Raw genomic sequence first — 23,808 nt, forward strand, 5'->3', positions numbered from 1 at the left:
GGCTCAGCTCACCGCGCCGACCGGAACCGGGACCGGGGCGGCGACCGGGGCGGTGGCACCGACCGGGCGAGCAACGGCGCGGCGCTCGATCACGCCGGGCTGCGGCGGGTGGATGAACAGCGTGAGGACGGCGCCGACGACGTACAGGCCGGCGTATGCCCAGCACACGCCTCCCGGCCCGACGACGGGCAGCAGGACGGACGCGATCGCGGGGCCGAGGAACGTCGAAGCGCCGGCTGCGAGGTTGTGCGCGGAGATCGCCGCGCCGCGGTGCTCGGGGGCCAGGGCCGGGAAGATCGCACCCATCGGGACGAACGCGGAGACCGTGACGCCGAGCAGCCCGGCGGCGACCATCATGAGCGGCACGTTGTGCCCGAACCACTGCGGCACGTAGAAGAACGCGAGCGTCATGGCGGCGCACCCGAGGCACCCGTACCAGCGCATCTGGCGCATCCACCCGAAGCGGTCGCCGATGCGGCCCCACACGACGTTCGTCACGAGCGTGACCGCGAACAGCACGCCCCAGATCCGCATCCACTCCGTCACGTCGAACCAGGCCTGCCCGCCGCCGTCCTCGCTGGACAGGTACAGCGGCATGATCACGGGAAAGCCGAACAGGGTGAGGTTGCAGATGACCCGCACGATCGCCGCGAGGAGGATCTGGCGGTTCTCGCCGAGGATCGTCGCCCCGCGGGCGAGCTCACGCAGGCGGTCTCCCCGGTCCAGGGTCTCGACGAGCGCGGTCGCGCCGACCTGACGCGGGACGAGCACGATGCACATCACGACCCCGGCGGCGACCCACGGCAGCGCGAGCCACAGCGTCGCACGCTCTCCGACGAGCGGGATGAGCCAGCTCGGCAGGTAGGTCCCCAGGACGCCGATGCCCATCGAGTACGCGGCCCAGTACCAGCCCATGGCCGAGGCGAGCTTGCCCTTGTCGACCGACTGGGCGATGAGCACGACGAACGCGTAGATGAACAGCGGGTACGCCAGCGCCCGAGCGCCGTAGATCGTCAGGATCAGCGGCAGGCTCCCCGAGCCGATCCCGAACGTCAGGAACGCGACGTGCAGGCCGAGCCAGAGGATGCCGCCGGTGATCATGACGCGTCGGGCCCCGAACATCTCGGCGATGACGCCCGAGCTCCACGCGGAGATCGCGGCGACGAACCCGTAGACGGTGAAGACGAGGGCTGCGTCGACCTGGGTGTAGCCGAGGTCGACGAGGTACTTGGCGAGGAAGGTCAGCTCGAAGCCGTCGCCGGTCATGAACAGCGCGACGGCGACGAATCCGAACACGAGCTTGCGGGGAAGTCCGAGCAGCATGGCGTCACCTCGTGGTGGGAGGGGCGAGCGCCGGTGCGTCGCCTCCGTCGATGTGCGGACTTCCATGGTGAGTTCCGCACGAACCGGGATCTAGCGCCACAGAGAGCCGACAACTGATACTTACTTGCAGGGCACGCAAGGAGGCGGGCCCGAGGGCGGAGGTGGCGATGAGCCCGGGCGCGACGTCTCCCGTGCGCGAGGTCGTGCTCGCCGACGCCGACAGCATCGTGCGCTGGCACGAGCACGACTACCCGCACCCGCTGGCGCGCTGGCACACCCATCCTGAGGTAGAGATCCACCTCATCCGCGCCGGGACCGGCCTCGCGCTGGTCGGCGACAGCGTCTCGACCTTCCGCGCGGGCCACCTGGTGCTCGTCGGCTCGGGCGTGCCGCACGACTGGGTCAGCGACCTGAGACCCGGTGAGGTGATCGAGAAGCGTGACGTAGTGCTGCAGATCCACCCCGAGCGGATGAGTCAGCTCGCCGCGGTCGCGCCCGAGGCCGCTGAGGCGGTGCAGCTCTTCCAGGACGCGGGACGCGGCCTGGAGTTCAGCGGGAGGACGGCCGTGTGGGCCGCTGCGTATCTCGACGACGTCGGGCGAACGCGCGGGCTCGATCGTCTGCGCCACCTGTTCGCGCTGCTGGCGATGCTGGCCCGGGCACCGGTGGAGGAACGTCGGGTCATGTCCAGCGCGCACCTGGTCCCCGGGGCCGACCCGGCCCTGCAGGACCGCGTCGACGCCGTGCTGCGCTACGTCACCACCAACCTCGCCGGCACCGTGCGGATGACCGAAGCCGCGGACATCGTAGGGATGCACCCCTCGACGTTCTCCCGGTTCTTCCAGCACGCCGCCGGCCGCGGGTTCGCCTCGCTCGTGCGCCGCCTCCGCGTCGTCAAGGCCTGCCGGCTGCTGACGGACACGGACATGCCCGTCGCCGAGGTCTGCTTCGCCGTCGGCTACACCAACCTCTCGAACTTCAACCGTCAGTTCCGGGCAGAGACGGGCACGACCCCCCGAGCCTTCCGACGCGCAGCCAAGACCACCCGGATGACCGCGACCTAGAGAGGCCTCGGTGTGCGCGGCTGCCCTCAGGGAGCGACGAGCACCTTCCCCGAGCTGTCGGCGGCGGCGCGGTCGAAGGCCAGCGCGACATCGGCCAGCGGGTACGTGGCGGACACGATCTCTTCGGCGGGCAGGGCGCCGGCGCGGGCGATCTCGATCGCCGTCTCGATGTCCTGCTCGGTGTAGGCAGCGCAGCCCTGCACCCGGATCTCCCAGTCCTGGATGATCGGCAGGTTCAGCGGCGCTGGCCGAGGCGGAACTCCGACCACCAGCAGCGTGCCGGCTCGGCGCAGGAGCCCGACCCCTTGAGCGAGGGACCGCTCGTTCGCGACGCAGTCGAACACGACGTCCGCCTGGGCGCCGAGGGCCGTGACGACCTGCTCGTCGGCGTCCGGGCTGCTGGCGAGCACGCCCCCGGCGGCACCGAGCCGGCCCGCGCGATCGAGCTTGGACTGCTCCATGTCCGTGACGACCACGGTCCCGGCCCCGGCACGCAGCGCGGCGACCACGCACAGCGCACCGATCGTTCCGGCACCGAGGACGACGACCCGTGCACCGGTGAGGTCCCCGGCGATGCGTGCGGCGTGGACGGGGGTGGCGAGGCATTCGACCAGCGCGGCCGCCTCGTCGCTCAGGGCGTCGGGCACGGCGTAGAGGTTGCCCTCGGGGGCGATGAAGTAGTCGGCCATCGCCCCGGACAGCTCACGACTCGGGTCGCAACCGATCCACGCGAGCGTCTCGCAGGCGTTGGTCCGACCCGCGACGCAGTTCACGCACCGACTGCACGCGACGTTGGGCTTGAGCAGGACCCGTTGCCCGACAGTGAAGCGTCCCGCACCGGCGCCGGTGCCGGCGACGACTCCCGTCGCCTCGTGCCCGGGGACGTAGGGCGCGGTGAGGAACGGGTGGTGCCCGGCGACGGCGTGGGTGTCCGACCCGCAGATGCCGATCAGCGCGCTGCGGACGAGCACCTCGCCCGGTCCCGGATCGGGCACGCGGGCCTCTTCCAGCCGCACCCCTGCGGAGGGCTCGGCCAGGACCCTGCGCATCGTGCCTGCGGCGAGGTCGGCCGTGGGCCCGGTGGCCCGGTCGCGGTCGGTCATGATGTCTCCTTCGCCGGCGCTTGGTGAGCCAGGCTCAGCAAGGTGCGCCGTGCGCCCGCCTCGTGGAGGTGGTCGAGTGCCCAGAGGTAAGGCGTGGTGAAGCGCGGCTCGTCCGCGAGGTCGCCGAAGATCTCGCGGTCGCGGACGAACGCGAGCGGGTCCTCCCCCCGGCGCTGCGCGGCCTGCGTGAGGCGCTCGGCGAGGCGATCGACGACCTCGATCGGCTCGCCGTCCTCGTCGACCGCTTCGGCGTACCGGGCCCAGCTGGCCACGACGGCCGCGGACCGCTCGACCGGGCCGTCGTGGGCCAGGTTGTGCCGGATGACCGGCAGCAGCCACTTCGGGATCCGGTCCGAGGTCTCGGCGCACAGTCGGCTGACGGTGTCGCGGACCTGGCCGTTGGAGAACCGGTCGATCAGCTGCCTCTTGTACGCGTCGAGGTCGATGCCGGGCACCGGCTCGAGGGTCGGAGTGGCTTCCTCGTCCATGTAGGCGAGCAGGAAGTCGGCGAAGAGCGGGTCCTGGCAGACCTCGTGCACGAGCCGGTACCCGCTGAGGTAGCCGAAGTAGGCCAAGGCTTGGTGGCTGGCGTTCAGCAGCCGCAGCTTCATCAGCTCGTACGGGGCGACGTCCTGCACGAGCTGGACGCCGGCGTCCTGGAGCGCGGGCCGGGCCCGGAAGGAGTCCTCGAGGACCCATTGGTGGAACGGCTCGCACACGACGGGCCACCCGTCCTGCAGCCCGAGCAGCTCGCTGACCTCCCGCCGGTCCTCGTCGGTCGTGACGGGTGTGATCCGGTCGACCATGGAGCTGGGGAAGAGCACCTCGCGGTCGACCCACTCCCCCAGGTCGGTGGACCGTTGGGAGGCGAAGGCCACCAGTGCTCGACGGGCCACGTGACCGTTTCCCTCGATGTTGTCGCACGAGACGACCGTGAAGGGCTCGACCCCGCGGTCGCGGCGCCGTGCGAGCCCCTCCGTGATGAGCCCGAACGTCGTGCGGGGCGTGGCACCTGGAATGAGGTCGTCGCGGATCGCCGGGTCGGTGGTGTCGAAGTCCCCGGTCACCGCATGGATGTTGTAGCCGCCCTCGGTGACCGTCAGGGAGACGATGCGCGTGGCCGGGTCAGCCATGCGCTCGATCACTGCCTCGGGGTCGTCGGGTGCGAACAGGTAGTCGACGATCGACCCGATGACCTGCGCTTCGAGCCGGCCGTCGGGGTGCTTGACGACGAGGGTGTACAGCCCGCCCTGGGCGGCCATGACGTCGGCCATGCGCCGGTCGTGCGGCATGACCCCGACCCCGCAGACGCCCCAGTCGAGCCCCACGCCGTCGTGCATGAGCCGGTCGAGGTACATCGCCTGGTGTGCACGGTGGAAGCCGCCGACCCCGAAGTGGACGATGCCCACGGTCACCCGGCTGCGGTCGTAGGTGGGCCGGGCGATGACCGCAGGGACGTCGGCGAGGGTCTCGGGTGACAGGACGGCGTTCACTTCACGGCTCCGAGGGACAGGCCCTGGACGAGCTTGTCCTGGGCGGCGAATCCGGCGATGAGGACGGGGAGCGAGACGACGACCGACGCGGCGCAGACCTTCGCGAGGAAGAGGCCCTGGCTCGTGACGAAGCCGGTGAGGAAGACCGGCGCGGTCTGTGCCACCGTCGCCGTCAGGACGCGTGCGAACAGCAGCTCGTTCCAGCTGAAGATGAAGCAGATGAGCGCGGTGGCTGCGATACCGGGAGCGATCACCGGGACGATGACCTCCCGCAGCGTGCGCGTCAGGGTGGCGCCGTCCATCGCCGCGGCCTCGAGCATCTCGCCGGGCACCTCGATGAGGAAGGACCGCATCATCCACACCGCGATGGGCAGGTTCATCGACGTGTACAGGACGGTGAGCCACCAGATGTTGTCCAGGATCCCGGTGACCTGGGCGAACAGGTAGATCGGCAGCAGGCCCGCCACGACGGGCAGCATCTTCGTCGACAGGAAGAAGAACATGACGTCGGTCCACTTGCGGACCGGCTTGATCGACAGCGCGTAGGCCGCAGGGATCGCGAGCACGAGCACCAGGGCGGTGGACACGAGGCTCGCCGTCATGGAGTTCGCCAGGGCGGGCCAGGGGCTGGCCCCCGATGACGCCCCGAAGAACTCGCGGTAGCCCTGCAGGCTCAGGGGTGCGGTGATCGACGGCGGGTTGGTCGCGGCGTCGGCCTCCTCGTGGAAGGACGTGAGCACCATCCACAGCACGGGCACGATGAAGAGGAAGCCGACGGCCCAGGCCACGAGTCCCAGGAGCGGCCCGCCGCGCTCGCGCCGGTCGGGCCGGGGCTTGCCGCCGGGCGTGCGTGTCGCGGGGACGGGGCCGATGCTGCTGACGGTGCTCATCGCCCGCCCTCCTCTCGGAACAGGGTGGACACGGTGCGCAGGGCGAAGGTGGCGATGGCGATCGTGCCGACGACGACGACGACACCGGCAGCCGAGGCGAGGCCGTAGTCCTGGGCGTTGTAGAACGTCGCGTAGATCGTGTACGGGAGGTTCGCCGTGCCGAGGGCGCCGGAGGTGATGGTGAAGACGGCGTCGAAGTTCTGCACCACGTAGATCGAGCCGAGCAGCGCCGCGAGCTCGAGGTACCTGCGCAGGTGCGGGAACGTCATGTAGCGGAAGACCTCCCACGCGGACGCGCCGTCGATCCGGGCGGCCTCGATGACGTCCAGCGGCCGGCTCTGCAGCCCGGCGAGCAGGATCAGCATCATGAACGGCGTCCACTGCCAGATCAGCGCGAGCTGGATCGACAGCAGGGGGAACGTGCTGACCCAGTCCGGCTGCGGCGGGGTGCTGTCGCCGAACAGTCCCCACAGCCACGTCAGGGAGCCGTTGAGCAGCCCGTACTCCGGGTTGTAGATCGCGTGCTTGAACACGAGCGCCGCGGCCACGGGCACCACGAGGAACGGGGCGATCATCATCGTGCGGACGATGCCGCGGCCCCGGAACTTGCGGTCGAGCAGCAGGGCGATCGCCATGCCCAGCACGAGCGACGCGACCACGACGGTGACGGTGAGCTCGATCGTCGTGATGACGGACGCGAGCATGTTGTCGTCGGTGAACACCCGACGGAAGTTGGCGAGTCCGGCGAAACCCCGTTCGTCGGGGTAGTAGGCGTTCCAGTCCATGAACGAGATGACCAGGGTCGCGACGAACGGCAGCTGGGTCAGGATGATCGTGAAGACGAGAGCCGGGAGGAGCGGTGCACGCCGCACCCAGTCGGCGGAGCGGCGCAGCGCCGCGGACGGGGCCGGTTGCCCCGGGTGCTCGGAACCACGGCGTCGGGGTTCGACTGCGACGCTCATGCCGCCTCCTCGTTCGATCTGGTCAGGGGACCCGTGGGGACCCGCGCGATGGCGGGCCGTCGACGCGCGATCACTGCTCGCCCTCGCGCGCGCGGTAGCGCTCCGCGACGTCCTCGGCGAGCCGTTGCCCGCTCTCGAGCGCTTGGTCGACCGTGATCTGACCGGCGATGGCGGAGCTGATCTGCTGGGACACCTGCGTGCCCAGGCCGGGGAACTCGGGGATGCCGACGAACTGGATCCCCGGGGCGGGGCGCGGCTGGACGCCCGGATCGAGCGGGTCGGCGCTCGAGATCGCGTCCACGGTGGGTTCGGCGAACGCGCCGGCCTCGTCGAGGTACTCGGGGATCTCGTAGGTCGAGGCGCGCTTGCCGGCGGGTACGCGCGACCAGCCGAGCTCCTCGCCGACGAGGCGTTCGTACTCCTTGCCGGACGCCCAGGAGATGAACTGCCAGGCCGCGTCCTTGTTCTCGCTGGCCGCCTGGATGCTCCAGGACCACGCGTACAGCCAGCCCGAGCTGTCGGTCTCGACCACAGGGGCGGCGGCGTACCCGATCTTGCCCTGCACGGGTGACCCGTCGGCTTCGAGCGATCCTGCGGCGGACGTCGCGTCGTACCACATGGCGACGTTGCCCTGCATGAGGTTGTTCAGGCACTCGGTGAAGCCGGCCTGCGCCGCGCCGTTCTCCCCGTGCTCGCGCACGAGGTCGACGTAGAACTGCGTCGCCTCCCGGAACTTCGGGTCGTCGACCAGGGCCTGCCAGTCCGCGCTGAACCACGTGCCTCCGAACGTGTTGACCACGGTGGTGAGCGGGGCGAAGACCTGCCCCCAACCGGGCTGCCCGCGCAGGCAGATGCCGGCCATGCCCGGGACGGCACCGTCGGCGCGCGCCGCGATGTCGGCGACCTCCTGCCAGGTGGGCTTGGCCGGCATCTCGATCCCGGCCTGGTCCAGGACGTCCTGGCGGTACATCAGGAACGACGACTCCCCGTAGAAGGGCTGCCCGTACACCTGGCCGTCATCGCCGGACAGGGACTGCACGATCGGCGTGAGGACGTCGTCCTGGTCGAAGCCGGGGTCGCCGGCGATGAAGTCGTCGAGCGGGGCGATCCAGGCGCTGCGCGCGTAGATCGGGATCTCGAAGTTGCTCAGCGACGCGACGTCGTACTGCCCCGCCTGGCTCGAGAACTCCTGGCTGATCTTGTCGCGGACGTCGTTCTCCGGGAGCACCGTGTAGTTCACCTCGATGCCCGTCTCCGCGGTGAAGTGCTCCTCGGTGAGCTGCTGCAGATCCACCATCTGCGGGTTGTTCACCATCAGCACGCTGATGCTGTTCTCCCCGCCGCCGCCGAGACCGGCGCCGCCCCACCCGGCGGCGCACCCGGCCGTACCCAGTGCCACGACCAGGCCGAGCGCGGCCAGCCGAGACCTCACATGGACGTTCGTCACCGCTGCCTCCCCGTTGAGACTGCTCATCTGAGCGGTTGACTACTCACATTTGCACTGTGAATCGGTATGGTCAAGGCCAATGTCACAATGGATCGGCATAGCGCTCAGATGAGCAGGAGGTGGTCATGGCACAGCCCACCCTCGGACCCGCCCAGCTCGTGCTCACCGCCTCGATCGCGCGGCGGTACTACATCGACGGGCGCTCGAAGCTCGACATCGCGCAGGAGTTCGGCCTCAGCCGGTTCAAGGTCGCCCGGCTCCTGGACACCGCGCGTGCCACCGGCCTCGTCCACGTCGAGATCCGTCATCCCGGCAACGTCGACGTCGAGCTCTCCGGACGCCTCCAGGAGGCCTTCGGGCTCACGCACGCCGTCGTCGTCGACACCTTGGACGAGGACCCGGTCTCGCTGCGGACGCAGATCGGAAGGGCCGCAGCGGAGCTCCTCAGTGAGGTCGTCACCCGCGAGGACGTGCTGGGGCTGGGCTGGGCTCGATCACTGATCGCGATGCGTGACGCGCTCACCCAGCTTCCGGCCTGCCAGGTCGTGCAGCTCACGGGCGCCCTGTCTCGCGCCGACGTCGACGGCAGCTCGATCGAGCTCGTGCGCGACATCGCACGCCTCGGCGGCGGCGAGGCCCACTTCTTCTACGCCCCCATGATCGTTCCTGACGCCACCACCGCCGCTGTGCTGCGCAGCCAGCCCGACGTCGCCCAGGCTCTCGACCGTGCAGCACAGGTCACCAAGGCCGTCGTCGGGCTCGGCAGCTGGGACCCGCCCTACTCCACCCTCTGGGACGCGATCACTCCCGGCGAGCGCACGGACCTGCACGACCAGAAGGTCCAGGCCGACATCAGCGGGGTGCTCATCGGGCCCGACGGCGAACCCGTGGACGGGCCCCTCGCCGACCGCCTCATCGGCATCGACGCCGACGGCCTCCGACGCATCCCCGAGGTCATCGCCCTCGCCTACGCCACCGAGAAGGCCGCCGCCGTGCGAGCCGCCGTCCGCGGTGGCTACGTCTCGAGCCTCGTCACGCACACGAGCCTCGCGCGGGCGGTTCTGCAGGGCTCCTGACAGCGCAGCAACCGCCTGCGAGGATCGAGCGATCATCGTCGACGAGCGGAGCGGCGTAGTGGCGAAGGCGCCCACGGGCCCTCGAGAGATCACCCTCGAGGGCGGAACGTCGAACCACGGGCTCGTGGTGCGCGTCGGGGACACCGTGCGGCGACCTCCCCCACCCGGTGCGCCCGCGGTGCACGCCCTGCTCGAGCATCTCGGACGCGTCGGGTTCGACGGAGCACCCCGATTCCTCGGCCTCGACGACCACGGACGCGAGGTCCTCACCTACATCCGCGGCGACGTGCCCATCGCCCCGTACCCCCAGTGGGCTCTGACCGACGAGTCCCTCGCGAGCGTCGGTCGGCTGCTGCGCCGGTACCACGACGCCGTGGAGTCCTTCGACCCGTTCGAGCACACCTGGGCGACGGCGGTTCCCGACAGATGGCGGGGTCCGCTCGTCAGCCACAACGACCCGAACCTCGACAACGTCGTCTTCCGCGACGGCTCCGCAGTCGCCCTGATCGACTTCGACCTCGCCGGCCCCGGGTCACGCGTCTGGGACCTCGCGATCGCAGCGCGGCTGTGGGTGCCCCTTCGTGATCCACGCGACGTCCCGGCCGAGATCGCCGGCCGCACAGCGGACCGGATCGTCACCCTCGCCGATGCCTACGGGCTGCCTCGACCGGAGCGCCGGGCCCTGCTCGCAGCCGCGCGCACGACCCACGACTGGTGCTACGACGTCATGCGCCGCGGCGCGCAACGCGGGCAGCCGGGGTACGTCGAGGCCTGGACCCCCGGCAGACGCGCCCACGTGCGTCGCGGACGCGAGTGGCTCGCGAACCACTGCGAGGCGCTGGCCGACCAGGTCGTCCCGACGGCGGGCCGTGAGCGGCAGGACGAACGACGCGCAGGTCGATCAACGTCGGCGTAGGGCAACCGCCCCCGTCCAGCACTCCGGCCGCGCGCGTCAGCCGTTCGCCGCGGCAGCGTCCCGACCGCGGTGCGGCTGGTCCATCGACCCCCGCGTCCTACCTTCGGCCCCCCGACGGCTCGGGACGGCGGGAACAGGGACCCCGTTCCCGCCGTCCCGGCCGACGGCCCGTCCGCGTGCGGAGACTGGTGAGCCGCGCGGAACACCCGGCGCTCGCTCAGCGCAGCCAGGACGCCCTCTGCACGAGCGGGAGCCCGGCCCACCAGCGGCCGAGGCCCCAGGTGTCGCCGGCGAGGAGCGCCGCGCACACGATCAGCACGAGCGCGTACACGACGTGGTAGTCGACGATCGGGTTCGTCGAGCCCTCGAGCAGCGGCCACTCCGCGACCCACATGAGGGCCATCATGAGGGAGCCCGCGACGGCGGAGACGCGCAGCCCGACGCCGAGCATGACGGCGACGCCGATGCCCAGCAGACCGAGCATGAACAGCCAGTCGCTCACCGGACCGGCCATCGACGCGAACACGTCCTGGAACGGTCCGACGGCGGCGTGGGTCATGAACCCCTGGCTGGGCGTCCCGCCGTCGATCCACGCGAGGCTCGGCTGGCCGCCGGGGACCGCGGCGCCGGTGCTGTAGTGCAGGCCGAACGTCTTGTCGAGGAACGCCCACAGGAAGAGGAAGCCCGTCGCGATCCGGGTCACGGCGAGCCAGCGCCGGCCGGTGGCGGACGTCACGAGGTCCTGCTCGACGAGCGTGGCGGGGTGTGTCACGCGGGCTTCGGCGGAACGTGTGGCAGACATGAGGTGCCTCCTTCGTCGGTGGCGTGTTCCGTGCGCCGTGGTGCCTGACCCCTCCGACGATCCTCGTGGGCCTGCGCGCCGCACAGGGTCGAACGTCCCGCGACGCCGGGCCGGTGCTCGACGCACGCGAGGGCGGGACGTTCGACTCTGCCGCGCGACGCGCCCCGGGGGTGTCATGGGAGGACACGGCGTCGTCCCGGGAGGTGCTGACCATGTCGGACATCGGAGCTGCACGGACCGTCAAGAGGCGGGTGCGCGCCGAGCTGGCGACGGGGGACGCGGCGTGCGGTGTCGGCCTCGTACGGCGCGGCGACGGATGGGGCGTCCTGGTCGTCGTGCGCTCGGAGCGCGAACGACCCGACCTGCCCGACGTGGTCGACGGCGTCCCCGTCCAGGTCCGCGTGGTCGGGGACCTCCACGCGCAGCGCGGTGGCCCGGCGACGAGGCAGCGCCGGACGAGCCCGCCGGGCCGTGCCGCACGTCGGGCCGTCTTGGCGCTCTCGCACGATCCGTCGGAAGGGAACCGGAGGTAGGGACATGTACGCGCTCGTGGTGGTCGAGTCGATGTTCGGCAACACCCGTGAGGTGGGGCACGCGGTCGCGCGGGGTCTCGCGGCGGTCGCGGACGTGGACGTGGTCGACGTCGTCGACGCGCCCCGACAGCTGCGTCCCGGGACGGACCTGCTCGTCGTCGGTGCGCCGACCCACGCGTTCAGCCTCAGCCGGCCCAGCACACGGGCGGACGCGCGCCGTCAGGCGGGCGCGCCGGAGGACTCGGCGCAGGTGGGGACCGGCGTGCGCGAGTGGCTCGCTGTGCTCGACACGGGTGGCGCGGACGTCGTGGGCGCGGCCTTCGACACCCGGGTCGCCCACCCGCACCTGCCGGGTTCTGCGGCCCGGGCGGCGCACCGGCGGCTCCAGGGCCGGGGCCTGACGACGCCGCTGCCGCCGGAGAGCTTCTGGGTCGACGGGACGGCCGGTCCGCTCCGCCACGGTGAGGTCGCGCGAGCGACCGGGTGGGGCACGGACCTCGGGCGTGCCGCGTCCGAGCGCCACCGGCGTCGCCCGGTCGGCGCGTGAGGCGCCCGGTCGGCGCACGAGGGGACGCACCGCGCACACCGCACCCGCGACGCGCGCCGCTCAGTCCGTGGGCGCCTCCGGGTGCGCCCGGTGCTCCTCGGTGATGTAGAGAGCCGCCTGCGTCCGCCCCTGGACCTCGATCTTCGCGAGGATGCTCGAGACGTAGTTCTTCACGGTCTTCTCCGCGAGGCTCATGCGGTGGGCGATCTGCCGGTTCGTGAGCCCGTGCCCCACCAGCTCGAGCGTGGCGCGCTCCTGGGCGCTCAGGCGCTCGAGCCGGGCGTCGTGCCGCTGCGCGGCGTGGAGACGCTCGACGGCGTGCCGTCGGGTCGCGGCGTCGATCAACGACGTCCCCGCGGCAACCGTGCGGATCGCGTCGACCAGGGCGGTCCCGCGGACCTCCTTGAGGACGTAGCCGGCCGCACCCGCGGTGACCGCCGCCAGCAGCGCCTCGTCGTCCGCGAACGAGGTGAGCATGAGGCACCCGAGCTCCGGGTCCTTCGCGCGCAGCTCGCGGCACACCTCGATCCCGTTGCCGTCGGGCAGCCGCACGTCGAGGACCGCGACGTCGACGGGGAGCAGCGGAACGCGCACGAGGGCCTCCGCCGCGGTCCCGGCCTCACCGACGACCTGCATGTCCGGCTGGGAGTCGACGAGCCGGAGCAGCCCCTGACGGACGATCTCGTGGTCGTCCAGCACGAAGACCCCGATCACGTGCACCCCCTCCCCGTGGCGTCCGCTGCCGTGGGCGCCGCGCCGCAGCAGGGTCGGAAGACCCGAGACAGCACGCCTCCCCCGTGACCATCGTGGACCTGTCCGCTCGTCCCGACACCCGCGTTCCTGGAGGTAGTCATGCGTACCGACGGCCCGCTCGTCATCGCGCTCGACGGCTCGCCCCACAGCGAGCAGACGCTGCAGTGGGGACTCGCCGAGGCGGAGCGCCGCGGCGCGCGCGTCCTGCTCGCGCGCACCTTCCAGGAACCGCGGGAGATCTCGCAGTGGAGCTGGTACCCGATCTTCGAGGACCTGAGCTTCGACACCGAGGCGAAGGAGTACCTCGAGGACCGCTGGGAGCGCGAGTCCGCGCGTCACCCCGGGCTCACGATCGAGACGGCGCTCCTGCACGGCGCCGAGGTGCCCCAGCTCCGCACGCAGAGCAAGGACGCCCAGCTCCTGGTCCTCGGGGCACGAGGCCACTCCGCCCGCCGGCACATCGGCCGGGTGAGCGCGCACCTCGCAGCGCACGCCCGCTGTCCCGTGGCAGTCGTGCGCCTCGACCCCGACCACGCCCTCGCGGGTGACGCGCCCGTGGTCGTCGGCGTCGACGGCTCGGCGACGTCCGTGGCCGCAGCCCGCGTCGGCGCCCGCGAGGCGCAGCTGCGCGGCGTCGGCCTCGTCGTCGTCCACGCCCGCCCGACCTACCCCGATCCCTACGGCAGTGGTGGCCTCGCCCGTGATCCCGTGGTGACCGCCGACGAGGACGCGGCAGCACACCGGGCGGCGACCACGGTGGCGGACGGCCTGCGCGACGCCCACCCGGGCCTCGACGTCCGGCTGCACCTGGTGGACGACGAGCCTGTGCACGCCCTGGTGGCGGCGTCCCGCGGTGCTCAGCTGCTCGTGGTCGGTTCCCGGGGGCTGGGGGCGTTCCAGGGGATGCTGCTCGGGGCCGTCAGCAGTGACGTCGTCAGGACCGCGACCACGACGGTGCTCGTCGTTCATGAGGTCGAGGCGGCGTGACGTCCGTCCTCGCCGAGCGCGGCCCCGCCGTCACGCACGGGCTCGACGACCACCACGGGATCGGACTGTGCCGCCGGATCCGCGCCTGCCGCCGGGACGGGCGCCGAGGGGGCGACGTGGCGGCCGCGGCTCGGTCAGACTGGGCAGATGACCGAGGTCCACCGCGAGGTCGAGGTGAAGCTGGGCGCCGACGACGCGTCCGACGTGCCGGGTCTGCTCGAGCTGGTGCGGTCCGCCGACGCCGCAACCCCGTGGATCGAGGGCGAGCCCGAGACGCTGGTCCTGCGCGCGACGTACTACGACACCGACGACCTGGCGCTCGCGCGCCACGGCCTGACGCTGCGACGGCGCACCGGGGGCGGCGACTCGGGCTGGCACCTCGAGGTGCCCGGTCCGGACACCGCACGGTCCGAGATCCGCCTGCCGCCCGGGCGCACCGGTTCGCCGCTGCCGGAGCCGTTGCGTCGCCTGGTCCGGGCCCGGACGCTGGACCGTCCGCTGGTGCCCGTCGCGCGGGTCACGACGCGGCGGACCGTGCGCCGGTTGTTCGACGCGACCGACCGCCCGGTGCTCGAGCTGGCCGACGACCGCGTGAGCGCCCGGCGGGTGCTCCCGCTCGCGGGCACGGGCGACGCCACCGGTCCGGAGGTCACGTGGCGCGAGCTCGAGGTCGAGGGCCTGGACGACGAGACCGCGCTGGTGGACGCCGCCGCGGCGGAGCTGGTCTCCCGCGGGCTCCGCCCCGCCCCGCACACGTCCACGCTGGCGCGCGTCCTGGGGCTCGACGCGGGCAGCTCGTCCGGCGACGGCGCACGCGCGAGCCGGTCCACGACGTGGGCGGAGGCGGACACCGAGGCGAGCGAGGTGGCGCTGGCCTACGTGCACGAGCAGGTCGAGCAGCTCCGCACCCAGGACCTGCTGGTGCGGCTCGACGCACCGGGCAGCGTGCACAAGATGCGCGTCGCGACCCGTCGCCTGCGCAGCGCCCTCGTCACCTACCGGAAGGTGTTCGCCCGGGAGGCCGTCCGCCCGCTCGTCCCGGAGCTGACGTGGCTGGCGGTGTCGCTCGGGGCGGTGCGCGACGCGGAGGTCATGCGCGAGCGTGTCCTGGACTCGCTGGCGGGGCCGCCCGGGCACCGGCGGGAGGCCGGCACCGGCCCGGACCGCGAGCGCGACCTGCGCCGGTGGGACGACGCCTACGAGGCGGCGCGCGCGTCCGTGCTCGTCGAGCTCGACGGTGAGCGGTACGGGCGGCTGCTCCGGTCGCTCGAGGGCATGGGGTCGGACGTCGCGGTCACCGAGCGCGGGCGGCGACCCGCGCGGAAGGTCGTGCGGCGCGGGGTCGCACGCGAGTACGCCGACGTGCGCCGCCTCGTGCGGCGGGCGACGACGGTGACCGAGGTCGGCGAGCGGGGCGACGCCCTGCACGACGCACGGAAGGCCGCCAAGCGCGCCCGCTACGCCGCCGAGCTCGCGGTCGCCGTGTTCGGGGACGAGGCGCGCGCGTTCGCCGCGGCCATGGAGAGCACGCAGGAGGTGCTCGGTCGGCACCAGGACTCCGTGGTCCTGCGTGAGCGCCTGCGCGACCTCGCCGCGAGCGCGCCAGACCCGATGACGGCGTTCGAGTACGGGCGGCTCCACGCTCTGGAGGAGGTCCGCGCCCGCGAGGCGGAGGACCGGCTGCCGTCGGTCTGGCGCGCGGCCAGCCGCAAGCGCCTGCGCCGCTGGCTCCGGTGAGGCGTGCCGTCGGCGGGCGACGACCGGCGCGGGCGACGCCGCTCCTCCGGCCCTCGACGCCGACGCCGTCCGCCCGGCGCCGCTGACCGGGACCCCCGTCCCGCCGCACGAGGAGGAGGAGCCCGGCGTCGAGCCCGTGCGCGCCTGACGACGGCACCCGTCGCGCCGCCCCTCCCGCGCCCCGTCGCGGACGGTACGCCTCCGGCGCACCGCGACGCCCCCGGCGCATGCGGAGACGGGGGCGTCGTGGTGACCGGTCAGCGGGCCGTCACTTGATGGCTCCGCGGGTCACGCCGGAGATCACCCACCGCTGGGCGATCACGTAGACGACGAGGAGCGGCGCCATCGCCATGAGGTACGAGGCGAACGCCACCGTGTAGTTCGTCGTGAACTGGCTCTGGAACACGTACTGCACGAGCGGCAGCGTCGCCCCGCGCGGGTCGGACACGATGATGAGCGGGAGCAGGAAGTCGTTCCACGCCCACAGGCACGTGAGGATGCCGACGGTCGCGTTCATCGGTGACAGGAGCGGGAAGATGATCCGCCAGAACACCGTCCACGTCGACGCGCCGTCGACGATCGCCGCCTCCTCGAGCTCGCGCGGGATCGAGTTGATGTAGGCGGTGAAGATGAAGATGTTGAACGACAGCCCGTAGACCACGTAGAGCAGGATCAGGCCGACCTGGTTGTCGAGCCCCAGCAGCGCGGTCTGCTTGGCCACGGGGAGCATGAGGATCGGGAACGGGATGAACAGCGCGGAGATGAAGTAGAAGAACAGCCCCTTGAACAGCTTCCGGTGCATGTTCCGGGCGATCGCGTACGCGACCATCGAGTTGGTGAGCAGGGTCAGCACGACCGCGCCGACCGTGATGACCGCGCTGTTCAGCGCGCTGCGGGGGAAGTCGGTGAGCCGCCACGCCTCGGCGAAGTTGCCCCAGGCGAACTCGGTCGGCAGTCCGAACCCGGTGCCACCGAGCTGGTCCGGGGTCTTCAGCGCCGTGACGACCGTGAAGTACAGCGGGACGAAGATCGTCAGGCTGAGGACGACGAGCAGCGCGGTGAGCCACCAGTTGATCCGGTGCCCCTCACGCGGGCCTCGGCGCAGGCGGTCACGGCCACCCGGCCGCCCGGGCAGGTCGGGGCCGTCGGGGTCGGAGCCGCGTGCGGGGCGCGGGGGTGCGGCCATCGTGTTCGCACCGCTGACGGGTGTGGTGCTCATCAGGCTGACACCTCTCTGCGCTGCAGGACACGGAGCTGGAACACCGCGAACGCGATGATGACGATCATGAAGATGACCGCGTTGGCGAGCTGGTAGCCGTACTCGCCGCCCTGGAACCCGCCGCGGTAGATCAGGACGCCGACGGACTCCGTGGACGTCCCTGGACCACCGTTCGTCAGGGCGATGATGTGGTCGAAGACCTGCAGGAACGTCTTGAGCGCGAGCACCATGTTGATCGTGAAGAAGCCCGCGATCATCGGGAACGTGATGCTGCGGAACTGGCGCCAGGACGACGCCCCGTCGAGCGACGCCGCCTCGTAGAGCTCGGCGGGGACGGTCTGGAGCCCGGCGAGGTAGATGATGATGTTGAACGCGGTGGCCTGCCAGACGCCCAGGACGAGGATGCCGACCCAGGCGAGCTGCGGGTCCGCGAGGATCGACGTCGAGAGCCGGTCGATCCCGAGCGCCGTCGCGATGGCGGGCACGGCGCCGGAGAACAGGTACTGGAACACGTACCCGATGACGAGCACCGAGAGCACGTTGGGGATGAAGTAGACCCCGCGCAGCGTGTTCTTGAACTTGATCCTCGCGTTGAGGCCGACCGCGACGGCGAGCGCGAACGCGTTGACGAGGACCGTCGCGAGGATCGCGAACCGGAACGTGAACCCGTACGCGGCGATCACGCGCGGGTCGCTGAACAGGGCGACGTAGTTCTCGAAGCCCACGAAGCTCCACTCCCCGTAGCCCGGGGAGTCGGTGAAGCTGTAGAAGATCCCCTGGAGGACCGGGATGGTGTGGAACGCGAGGAACAGCACGACGGCCGGCAGGACCATCCAGTAGAAGGCGCGCGGGAGGCGCGTCCGGTCGGGGCGGATGCCGCCGGCGGGCGGGGTCCGGGTGCCGGCGGTGCGCGGTGCGGTGGTGGCCATCAGGAGCTCACCGCCCCGAGGCCCCAGGTGCGGCGCTGCGCGACGCGGTCCCAGGAGTCGTCGAGCCCGTCGAGGAACGCGTCGGCGTCCTCGTCGATGAGCAGCTGCTGCAGCAGGGGCCCGAGCGGGATCGCCGGGATGAACTGGTGGTCGTCGAAGCCGACGAGCCGCCTCTGCTGGATGTAGGGCTGGATCCCGGCGAGCGCAGGGTCGGGGTTGGTCGCGCCGGCGAGCGCCGGGATCGCGACCTGCTGCTCGGAGTACTCCTGGACGGCTTCCGGCTGCATGAGGAAGTCGATGAACCGGCGCGACTCCTCGGGGTGCGCCCCGCCCGCGCCGGCGGTGACGAGCACGTCGACCCCGGAGACCAGGCGGGTGTCGTCCGGGTCGTTCGTCGCGGGCAGGGCGAAGCTGCCGACGGTGAAGTCCGGTTCGAAGCTCCGGATCTGCGGGACGGCGTAGCTGCCGAGGAGCAGCATCGCGGAGTCCCCCGCGGCGAACGCGACGGTGCCCTCCTGGTAGCCGAACGCGGCCGGGTTGGGCTGGGTGTACTCGAAGAGCTCGAGCTCCTTCTCCGCGGCGTCGCGCCAGCCCTCGGCGAAGGTCGACTCCCCGGCGAACCGGGCCTCGAAGAAGCCCTCCGGGGCGGTCTGCGCGGTGAGCGGAGCGAGCGGGGCCTGCGCGGTCCAGGCGTCGCCGAGCATCGCGTAGAAGGGGGTGATCCCGGCAGCCTCGAAGGTCTGGGCCGCGCCGATGAGCTCGTCCCAGGTCTGCGGGACCTCGACGCCCTGCTGCTCGAAGAGCTCGACGTTGTAGAGCACGCCGCTGGCGTTCGCGGCGAACGGGATGCCGTTGACGGCCCCGGGCTCGTCGGCACCGAGGTCCTGGAGGACCTTGACGTAGCCCTCGTTGAGGTCGTCGAGGACGGGGTCGCCCGCGTAGTCCTCGAAGATGCCGGCCGAGGCGAGCTCGCCGAACGTGCCGTTGCCGTTGAGCGTCAGCACGTCGGGGACGTCGTCCTTGACGAGGCGCGCGCGCAGGGCGGTCTCGGGCTCGGGGACGTTGTCGACGACGACGCGGATGTCGGGGTTCTCGGCCTCGAACTCAGCGGCGCGCTGCTCGAAGTAGTCGACGGCCTCGGGCTTGAACTGGAAGAACGTGATCGTGGTGCGCTCGCCGGTCCCGCCGGCGCACGCGGCGAGCGCAGAGGCGGCGAGCCCGACGACGAGGATCCTCGCGACGGTGCGGGGTGGTGCCATGACGGGTGCCCCTTCCGGGGGTCGACGGGCTCAGTCGGCGATCGGGCCGCTGGGTGCCCGGCGCACGTGCAGCAGCACGAGGCGCTCGGGGAAGAGCGACGGGACCTGGATCCCGACCGCCGCGAGGGTGCGGCCACTCAGCCGCGTGCCGTCCGTCCACCAGGGGACGGGGTAGATCGCGTCCCCGTGCGCCGCGGCGTCGCCGGGCGGCAGGGGCCGCACGTCGTACGTCACGGCGGGGTCGAGGCCGGGGAGCCGGATGCGCCCCGGGGGGCTCGTGGCCGAGGTGCCGAGCGTCACGACGGCGAAGACCGCCTCCGTGCCGTCCTGCGCGACGACGCCGTGCACCCACAGCGAGGGGTCGGGCGTGTCGGCGTGGACGACGGTGCCGCTGTGCAGCAGCGCGCGGTGCTCCTGGTGCGCGCGCACCCAGGTCGCCAGCGCGGCGACGTCCACGTCGTCCGCCCGCGTGAGGTCCCACTCGATGCCCAGGTGGGAGAAGAACGCGGTCCCCGCGCGGAAGCCCAGCACGTGCGTGCGGCCCGTGGTGTGCGCGGTCGGGGCGCCGACGTGCGAGCCGATCATCTCGGGCGGGAGGAGCAGCCCCATCCCGGCCTCGATGCTCTGCCGCTCGAGCGCGTCGATCGTGTCCGACGCCCACACGCGCTCGGCGCGCTCCATGATCCCGAGGTCGGTGCGCCCGCCGCCGCCCGCGCAGGACTCGATCTCCAGCCCGGGGTGGCGGGCGCGCAGCTCGTCGAGGAGCCGGTAGGTCGCGAGCGTCTGCTCGTGCACGCCGGCCCGGCCCGTCGGCCACAGGCCGGCGTCGATCAGGTCGCGGTTGTGGTCCCACTTGACGTAGTCGACCGGGTGCTCGGTGAGGATCGCGTCGATCCGCTCGAGCACGTGCGCGTACGCGTCGGGGTGGGCGAGGTTGAGGACCTGCTGGTGGCGGGCCGACGGGCCCTGGCGCCCGCCGGTCTGCAGGAGCCACTCCGGGTGCGCCCGGGCGAGGTCCGAGTCGGGGTTGACCATCTCGGGCTCGACCCACAGCCCGAACTGCATCCCGAGCCCGCGCACGTGGTCGACGAGCGGCCCGAGGCCGTCCGGCCAGACGTCCTCGTCGACGTACCAGTCGCCGAGCCCGGCGGTGTCGTCGCGCCGGCCGCGGAACCAGCCGTCGTCGAGCACGTAGCGCTCGACCCCGAGCGCGGCGGCGCGGTCCGCGAGCGTGCGGAGTCGGTCGAGGTCGTGGTCGAAGTACACGGCCTCCCACACGTTGAGCAGCACCGGCCGCGGGGTCCGCGGGTGCTGGGGCCGCGAGCGGAGGTAGGCGTGGAACCGTCCCGCGAGCTCGTCGAGCCCGACGCCGTACGAGCCGTAGACCCACGGGCTCGCGTACGACTCACCGGGCGCGAGCCGCACCTCGCCCATGAGCAGCAGCTCGCCGGCCCCGAGCAGCCGGACGCCCGACGACGTCCGCTCGGCGAGCGTGCGGGTGTTGCCGGACCACGCGACGTGCACGCCCCACACCTCGCCCGAGCGGTAGCCGAAGCCGCTCCGGCCGGCGAGCAGCAGCACGGTCGCGTCGTGCGCCCGGCCGCGCCGGCTCTCGCGCAGCCGGGTGCCGATGTCGAACGGTGCGCGCTGCGGGGAGCGCTCGCGCAGGTGCCGCCCGGTGAAGTCGAGCACCTCGTCCGCCTCGGACGGCACGGGGAGCATCACGTCGAGCGAGCCGAGCGTGTACGTCCCGGGGCCCGTGCTGGTGACAGTGCTGCGGGTCCGGAGCAGTCCCCCGCCGAGGAGCTCGAGCTCGACCGCGAGACCGAGCCCCGCGACGTCGTCGCGCGCCGTGACCTGCACGCGGTGCTCGACCCCGGCCTCGGGACGCAGCACGTGCTCCGTCCGGGCGGAGGCGAACGCGACGGAGAAGTCGGCGCCGTCGCGGTGCCCCGTGATCCCGGGCGTGCCGAGCCAGCCGAGCGACTGCTCCGGGAGCAGGGAGACGGGCACCGGGGCGTCCGTCGAGCCGGGCGCGAGCGGGGGGACGCTCGCGGCGCGCAGTCCGGCGAGCTCGTCGTCGGGCAGGTCGCCGAGGTCGGCGCCCCAGTGCAGGACGCGCGGGAGACGCTCGCCCTCGGCGTCGAGCACGAGGCTCACGCCCGCGGAGCGCAGGTGCAGCAGGGAGGGGTGCGACGGTGCCACGGAGTTCCAGACGTTGAGCCGATCGGATGACTTCGAGTGTTGACTCGAAAGTTTCATGACGTCAAGTCGAGACGCGCATCACATTTCTGTCACGCATCGCTGGCTCTGGCTTTCGTCATGGAGGTATCGTGGTCCACGGGTGGCCCGGCGGGCTGGCAGGATGCTCCGCGCCGCAGCGTGCACGGGCGGCGACGGAGGACAGCGTGTCCCGGGTCGAGCGAGGCGCGCGACGAGCGTGACGGGTGCGAAGGAGAAGACATGACCGACGTCGCCTCGTGGGCGCCTGCCGGGGGCTCGACGCGCGACGTCGCGCTCGAGGTGCTGCTGCACGGCCCGCTCTCACGCACCGAGCTCGCGCGGCGCCTCGAGCTCTCCCAGGCGAGCCTGACCCGGCTCACCAAGCCGCTGCTCGAGTCCGGCATGCTCGTCGAGACCGAGCCCGCGCGCGACCCGGCGACCGGCCGGCCGGCGCGCCCCCTCGACGTCGTCCCGGCGTCGCACCACTTCGTCGGCGTGAAGCTCACGGGCGACGCCGCGCACGCGGTGCTCGTCGACCTGCGCGGCACGGTGCTCGAGCACGCGAGCACGCCCCTCGTGCAGCACGACCCCGACCGCGTGCTCGACGCGGTGGCCCGCCTGACCCGCGACCTCGCCGACGGCACGGACGTCACCGGGCTCGGTATCGCGCTCGGCGGCCACTCCCCCGACCACCGCTCGGTGCGCAGCGCGCCGTTCCTCGGCTGGGACGACGTCGCCGTCGCGACCCGCGCCGAGCTGGCGACGGGCCTGCCGACGGTCGTGGAGAACGACGTCGTGGCGCTCACGACCGCCGAGCACTGGTTCGGCGCCGGTCGCGGCCTGCGCAGCGTGGCCGTCCTCACGATCGGCGCGGGCGTCGGCTACGGGCTCGTGCAGCACGGGCGGCTCGTGACCCACCGGGACAGCGGCCTCGGGCTCGTCGGGCACTACCCGCTCGACCCCAACGGCGCGGTCTGCTTCGCGGGGCACCGCGGCTGCGCGAGCGCGATGCTCACGATCCCGTCGCTCACGGCCCAGGCGACGGTCGCCCTCGGCAGGCCCGTCGGCTACGACGAGCTGCTCACCCTCTCCCGCGCCGACGATCCCGCGGCGCGGCTGATCGTGCGCGACGCGGTGAGCGCCCTCGGCCGGCTCGTCGCCGCGGTCGCCAACCTCACGATGCCCGAGCGCGTCGTGGTCACCGGCGAGGGGGTCGCCCTCGTCGACACGGACCCGGCGGCCCTGCGCGTCGCCGTCGCGCGGGACCGGGACCCGCGGACCTCGCCGCTCGACCTCGTGACCCGGCCCGGCGACTTCACGCAGTGGGCCCGCGGCGCGGGGGTCGTCGCGATCCAGGACTTCGTGCTGCGCGCGCCCTGAGGCCGCTCGTCGTACGCGCCGTGGTACCGCACGTGCGGTAGACCCGTGTCGTGACCACCACGACGACCGTGCTCCTCGTGCTCGACCTCGTGGGCACGTTCGCGTTCGCGCTCAACGGCGGGCTGACCGCGATCCGCGTGGCGCACGTGGACATCGTCGGTGTCGTGACGCTCGCGGCGATCACCGCGGTCGGCGGCGGCATCCTGCGCGACGTGCTGCTCGGCGCGCTGCCGCCCGCGACGTTCGTGGACTGGCGCTACCTGACGGTCGCTGCGGCCGGAGGGCTGGTCGCGTTCGCGTTCAGCCGGGGGCTCGGCCGGTTCAGCAACCTGATCGAGGTGCTCGACGCCGCGGGCCTGAGCCTGTTCGCCGTGACCGGGGCGGGCCGGGCGCTCGAGCTCGGCGCCGGTCCGATGCAGGCGATCATCCTCGGGGCGGTCACCGGGGTCGGCGGCGGGACGCTGCGCGACGTGCTGGTGCGGCAGGTCCCGAGCGTGCTGAGCAGCGGCGTGTACGCGATCCCGGCGCTCGTCGGTGCCGCGCTCGCGGTCGCCGCGGCGACCGGCGGGGTCGACGAGGTGCTCGGCCTCCCGGCGGCCCTCGGGGCGGCGGCGGTGTGCTTCACGATCCGCATGGTCGGACTGCACCTCGGCCTGCACGCTCCACGCCCGCCCGGCACCGGTCGGGGGGATGGCGCCCGGGTGTGACTCGGGCGCGAGCCCCCGGGCGCGCGGCCGCAGGCCCCGGCCCGCGGGCAAGTGACGACAACCGCTTGCCACCCGCACGTCCCGCAGCGGTGAATGGTGGAGCGGGACGTCTGCGTCCCGCCACGGCGCCCGGGCACCTCCCCGGGCCCGTCACGCACACGAGGAGAGGATCGTGCGATGCCCGAAGGAACTGCTCAGATCGGTGTGACGGGTTTGGCTGTGATGGGTCGGAACCTGGCGCGGAACTTCGCGCGGCACGGGTACACGGTCGCGGTGCACAACCGGTCGTTCGCCAAGACCGAGTCCCTGGTCGCGGATCACGGGGACGAGGGGGTGTTCGTGGCGTCGGAGTCGATGGCGGAGTTCGTGGCGTCGTTGGAGCGTCCGCGCAAGGTGGTGATCATGGTCAAGGCGGGTGCGGCCACGGACGCGGTGATCGGCGAGCTGGTCCCGTTGCT

The 23,808-nt window shown here is 72.5% G+C and carries 21 protein-coding genes; 9 read left to right on the forward strand and 12 right to left on the reverse strand.

Annotated features, from left to right (window positions below; genetic code table 11):
* Positions 1–3: 3 nt before the first annotated feature.
* Complete coding sequence (locus ACWFNE_RS19720) at positions 4–1,323, reverse strand: MFS transporter (protein WP_452124119.1); 1,320 nt, start codon at positions 1,321–1,323, stop codon at positions 4–6.
* 167 nt (positions 1,324–1,490) lie between these two features.
* Between ACWFNE_RS19720 and ACWFNE_RS19725 the strand changes: the two genes are divergently transcribed.
* Complete coding sequence (locus ACWFNE_RS19725) at positions 1,491–2,387, forward strand: AraC family transcriptional regulator (RefSeq protein WP_452124120.1); 897 nt, start codon at positions 1,491–1,493, stop codon at positions 2,385–2,387.
* Between the two features lie 26 nt (positions 2,388–2,413).
* Here ACWFNE_RS19725 and ACWFNE_RS19730 read toward each other — a convergent pair whose 3' ends face one another.
* The 5 genes from ACWFNE_RS19730 to ACWFNE_RS19750 form a co-directional block, all read right to left on the reverse strand.
* Positions 2,414–3,490, reverse strand: coding sequence for a zinc-dependent alcohol dehydrogenase (locus ACWFNE_RS19730; protein WP_452124121.1), 1,077 nt, complete (start codon positions 3,488–3,490; stop codon positions 2,414–2,416).
* Positions 3,487–4,983 carry a mannitol dehydrogenase family protein gene (locus tag ACWFNE_RS19735; protein ID WP_452124122.1) on the reverse strand — a complete coding sequence of 499 codons (1,497 nt, stop codon included), beginning with the start codon at positions 4,981–4,983 and terminating at the stop codon, positions 3,487–3,489. The genes ACWFNE_RS19730 and ACWFNE_RS19735 overlap by 4 nt, the downstream gene beginning before the upstream one ends.
* A complete protein-coding gene (locus ACWFNE_RS19740; RefSeq protein ID WP_452124123.1) occupies positions 4,980–5,873 on the reverse strand; it encodes a carbohydrate ABC transporter permease in 894 nt (297 codons plus the stop codon). Before ACWFNE_RS19740 ends, ACWFNE_RS19735 begins: the two co-directional genes overlap by 4 nt.
* Positions 5,870–6,835, reverse strand: coding sequence for a carbohydrate ABC transporter permease (locus ACWFNE_RS19745; protein WP_452124124.1), 966 nt, complete (start codon positions 6,833–6,835; stop codon positions 5,870–5,872). The genes ACWFNE_RS19740 and ACWFNE_RS19745 overlap by 4 nt, the downstream gene beginning before the upstream one ends.
* A gap of 70 nt (positions 6,836–6,905) precedes the next feature.
* Positions 6,906–8,309 carry an ABC transporter substrate-binding protein gene (locus ACWFNE_RS19750; RefSeq protein ID WP_452124125.1) on the reverse strand — a complete coding sequence of 468 codons (1,404 nt, stop codon included), beginning with the start codon at positions 8,307–8,309 and terminating at the stop codon, positions 6,906–6,908.
* A 98-nt stretch (positions 8,310–8,407) separates the two neighbouring features.
* Here ACWFNE_RS19750 and ACWFNE_RS19755 point away from each other — a divergent pair, with 98 nt between their 5' ends.
* Together ACWFNE_RS19755 and ACWFNE_RS19760 are read left to right on the forward strand one after the other, a co-directional pair.
* Complete coding sequence (locus tag ACWFNE_RS19755) at positions 8,408–9,358, forward strand: sugar-binding transcriptional regulator (RefSeq protein ID WP_452124126.1); 951 nt, start codon at positions 8,408–8,410, stop codon at positions 9,356–9,358.
* 58 nt (positions 9,359–9,416) lie between these two features.
* Positions 9,417–10,274 carry a phosphotransferase gene (locus tag ACWFNE_RS19760; RefSeq protein ID WP_452124127.1) on the forward strand — a complete coding sequence of 286 codons (858 nt, stop codon included), beginning with the start codon at positions 9,417–9,419 and terminating at the stop codon, positions 10,272–10,274.
* Between the two features lie 217 nt (positions 10,275–10,491).
* On the opposite strand, the gene ACWFNE_RS19765 is transcribed toward ACWFNE_RS19760, so the two are convergent.
* Entirely contained in the window at positions 10,492–11,076 is a 585-nt protein-coding gene (locus ACWFNE_RS19765) for a DoxX family protein (RefSeq protein ID WP_452124128.1), read from the reverse strand.
* A 537-nt stretch (positions 11,077–11,613) separates the two neighbouring features.
* On the opposite strand from ACWFNE_RS19765, the gene ACWFNE_RS19770 reads away from it, so the two are divergent.
* Positions 11,614–12,156, forward strand: a complete 543-nt coding sequence (locus tag ACWFNE_RS19770) for a flavodoxin family protein (RefSeq protein WP_452124129.1) — start codon at positions 11,614–11,616, stop codon at positions 12,154–12,156.
* A gap of 60 nt (positions 12,157–12,216) precedes the next feature.
* On the opposite strand, the gene ACWFNE_RS19775 is transcribed toward ACWFNE_RS19770, so the two are convergent.
* On the reverse strand, positions 12,217–12,870 hold the full coding sequence (locus ACWFNE_RS19775; RefSeq protein WP_452124130.1) for a response regulator transcription factor: 654 nt from the start codon (positions 12,868–12,870) through the stop codon (positions 12,217–12,219).
* 138 nt (positions 12,871–13,008) lie between these two features.
* Between ACWFNE_RS19775 and ACWFNE_RS19780 the strand changes: the two genes are divergently transcribed.
* Together ACWFNE_RS19780 and ACWFNE_RS19785 are read left to right on the forward strand one after the other, a co-directional pair.
* Positions 13,009–13,896 carry a universal stress protein gene (locus tag ACWFNE_RS19780; protein WP_452124131.1) on the forward strand — a complete coding sequence of 296 codons (888 nt, stop codon included), beginning with the start codon at positions 13,009–13,011 and terminating at the stop codon, positions 13,894–13,896.
* A gap of 147 nt (positions 13,897–14,043) precedes the next feature.
* Positions 14,044–15,633, forward strand: coding sequence for a CYTH and CHAD domain-containing protein (locus ACWFNE_RS19785; RefSeq protein WP_452124132.1), 1,590 nt, complete (start codon positions 14,044–14,046; stop codon positions 15,631–15,633).
* A gap of 268 nt (positions 15,634–15,901) precedes the next feature.
* Here ACWFNE_RS19785 and ACWFNE_RS19790 read toward each other — a convergent pair whose 3' ends face one another.
* Genes ACWFNE_RS19790 through ACWFNE_RS19805 form a run of 4 tightly spaced genes read right to left on the reverse strand, consistent with a single transcriptional unit; the run spans position 15,902 to position 21,302 of the window.
* Complete coding sequence (locus tag ACWFNE_RS19790) at positions 15,902–16,852, reverse strand: carbohydrate ABC transporter permease (protein ID WP_452124133.1); 951 nt, start codon at positions 16,850–16,852, stop codon at positions 15,902–15,904.
* Positions 16,852–17,781 (reverse strand): carbohydrate ABC transporter permease, encoded by a 930-nt coding sequence (locus ACWFNE_RS19795; protein WP_452124134.1) that lies wholly within the window; start codon positions 17,779–17,781, stop codon positions 16,852–16,854. The genes ACWFNE_RS19790 and ACWFNE_RS19795 overlap by 1 nt, the downstream gene beginning before the upstream one ends.
* Positions 17,781–19,040, reverse strand: a complete 1,260-nt coding sequence (locus tag ACWFNE_RS19800) for an ABC transporter substrate-binding protein (protein WP_452124135.1) — start codon at positions 19,038–19,040, stop codon at positions 17,781–17,783. Before ACWFNE_RS19800 ends, ACWFNE_RS19795 begins: the two co-directional genes overlap by 1 nt.
* A gap of 30 nt (positions 19,041–19,070) precedes the next feature.
* Positions 19,071–21,302, reverse strand: a complete 2,232-nt coding sequence (locus ACWFNE_RS19805; RefSeq protein WP_452124136.1) for an alpha-galactosidase — start codon at positions 21,300–21,302, stop codon at positions 19,071–19,073.
* A 201-nt stretch (positions 21,303–21,503) separates the two neighbouring features.
* Between ACWFNE_RS19805 and ACWFNE_RS19810 the strand changes: the two genes are divergently transcribed.
* The 3 genes from ACWFNE_RS19810 to ACWFNE_RS19820 all read left to right on the forward strand — a co-directional run.
* On the forward strand, positions 21,504–22,643 hold the full coding sequence (locus tag ACWFNE_RS19810; protein ID WP_452124137.1) for an ROK family protein: 1,140 nt from the start codon (positions 21,504–21,506) through the stop codon (positions 22,641–22,643).
* A 50-nt stretch (positions 22,644–22,693) separates the two neighbouring features.
* Positions 22,694–23,350 carry a trimeric intracellular cation channel family protein gene (locus tag ACWFNE_RS19815; protein WP_452124138.1) on the forward strand — a complete coding sequence of 219 codons (657 nt, stop codon included), beginning with the start codon at positions 22,694–22,696 and terminating at the stop codon, positions 23,348–23,350.
* Positions 23,351–23,572: 222 nt separating this feature from the next.
* On the forward strand, positions 23,573–23,808 hold a 236-nt coding region (locus ACWFNE_RS19820), incomplete at its 3' end, for an NAD(P)-binding domain-containing protein (RefSeq protein WP_452124139.1).

The organism is Cellulomonas sp. NPDC055163 (assembly GCF_053607065.1).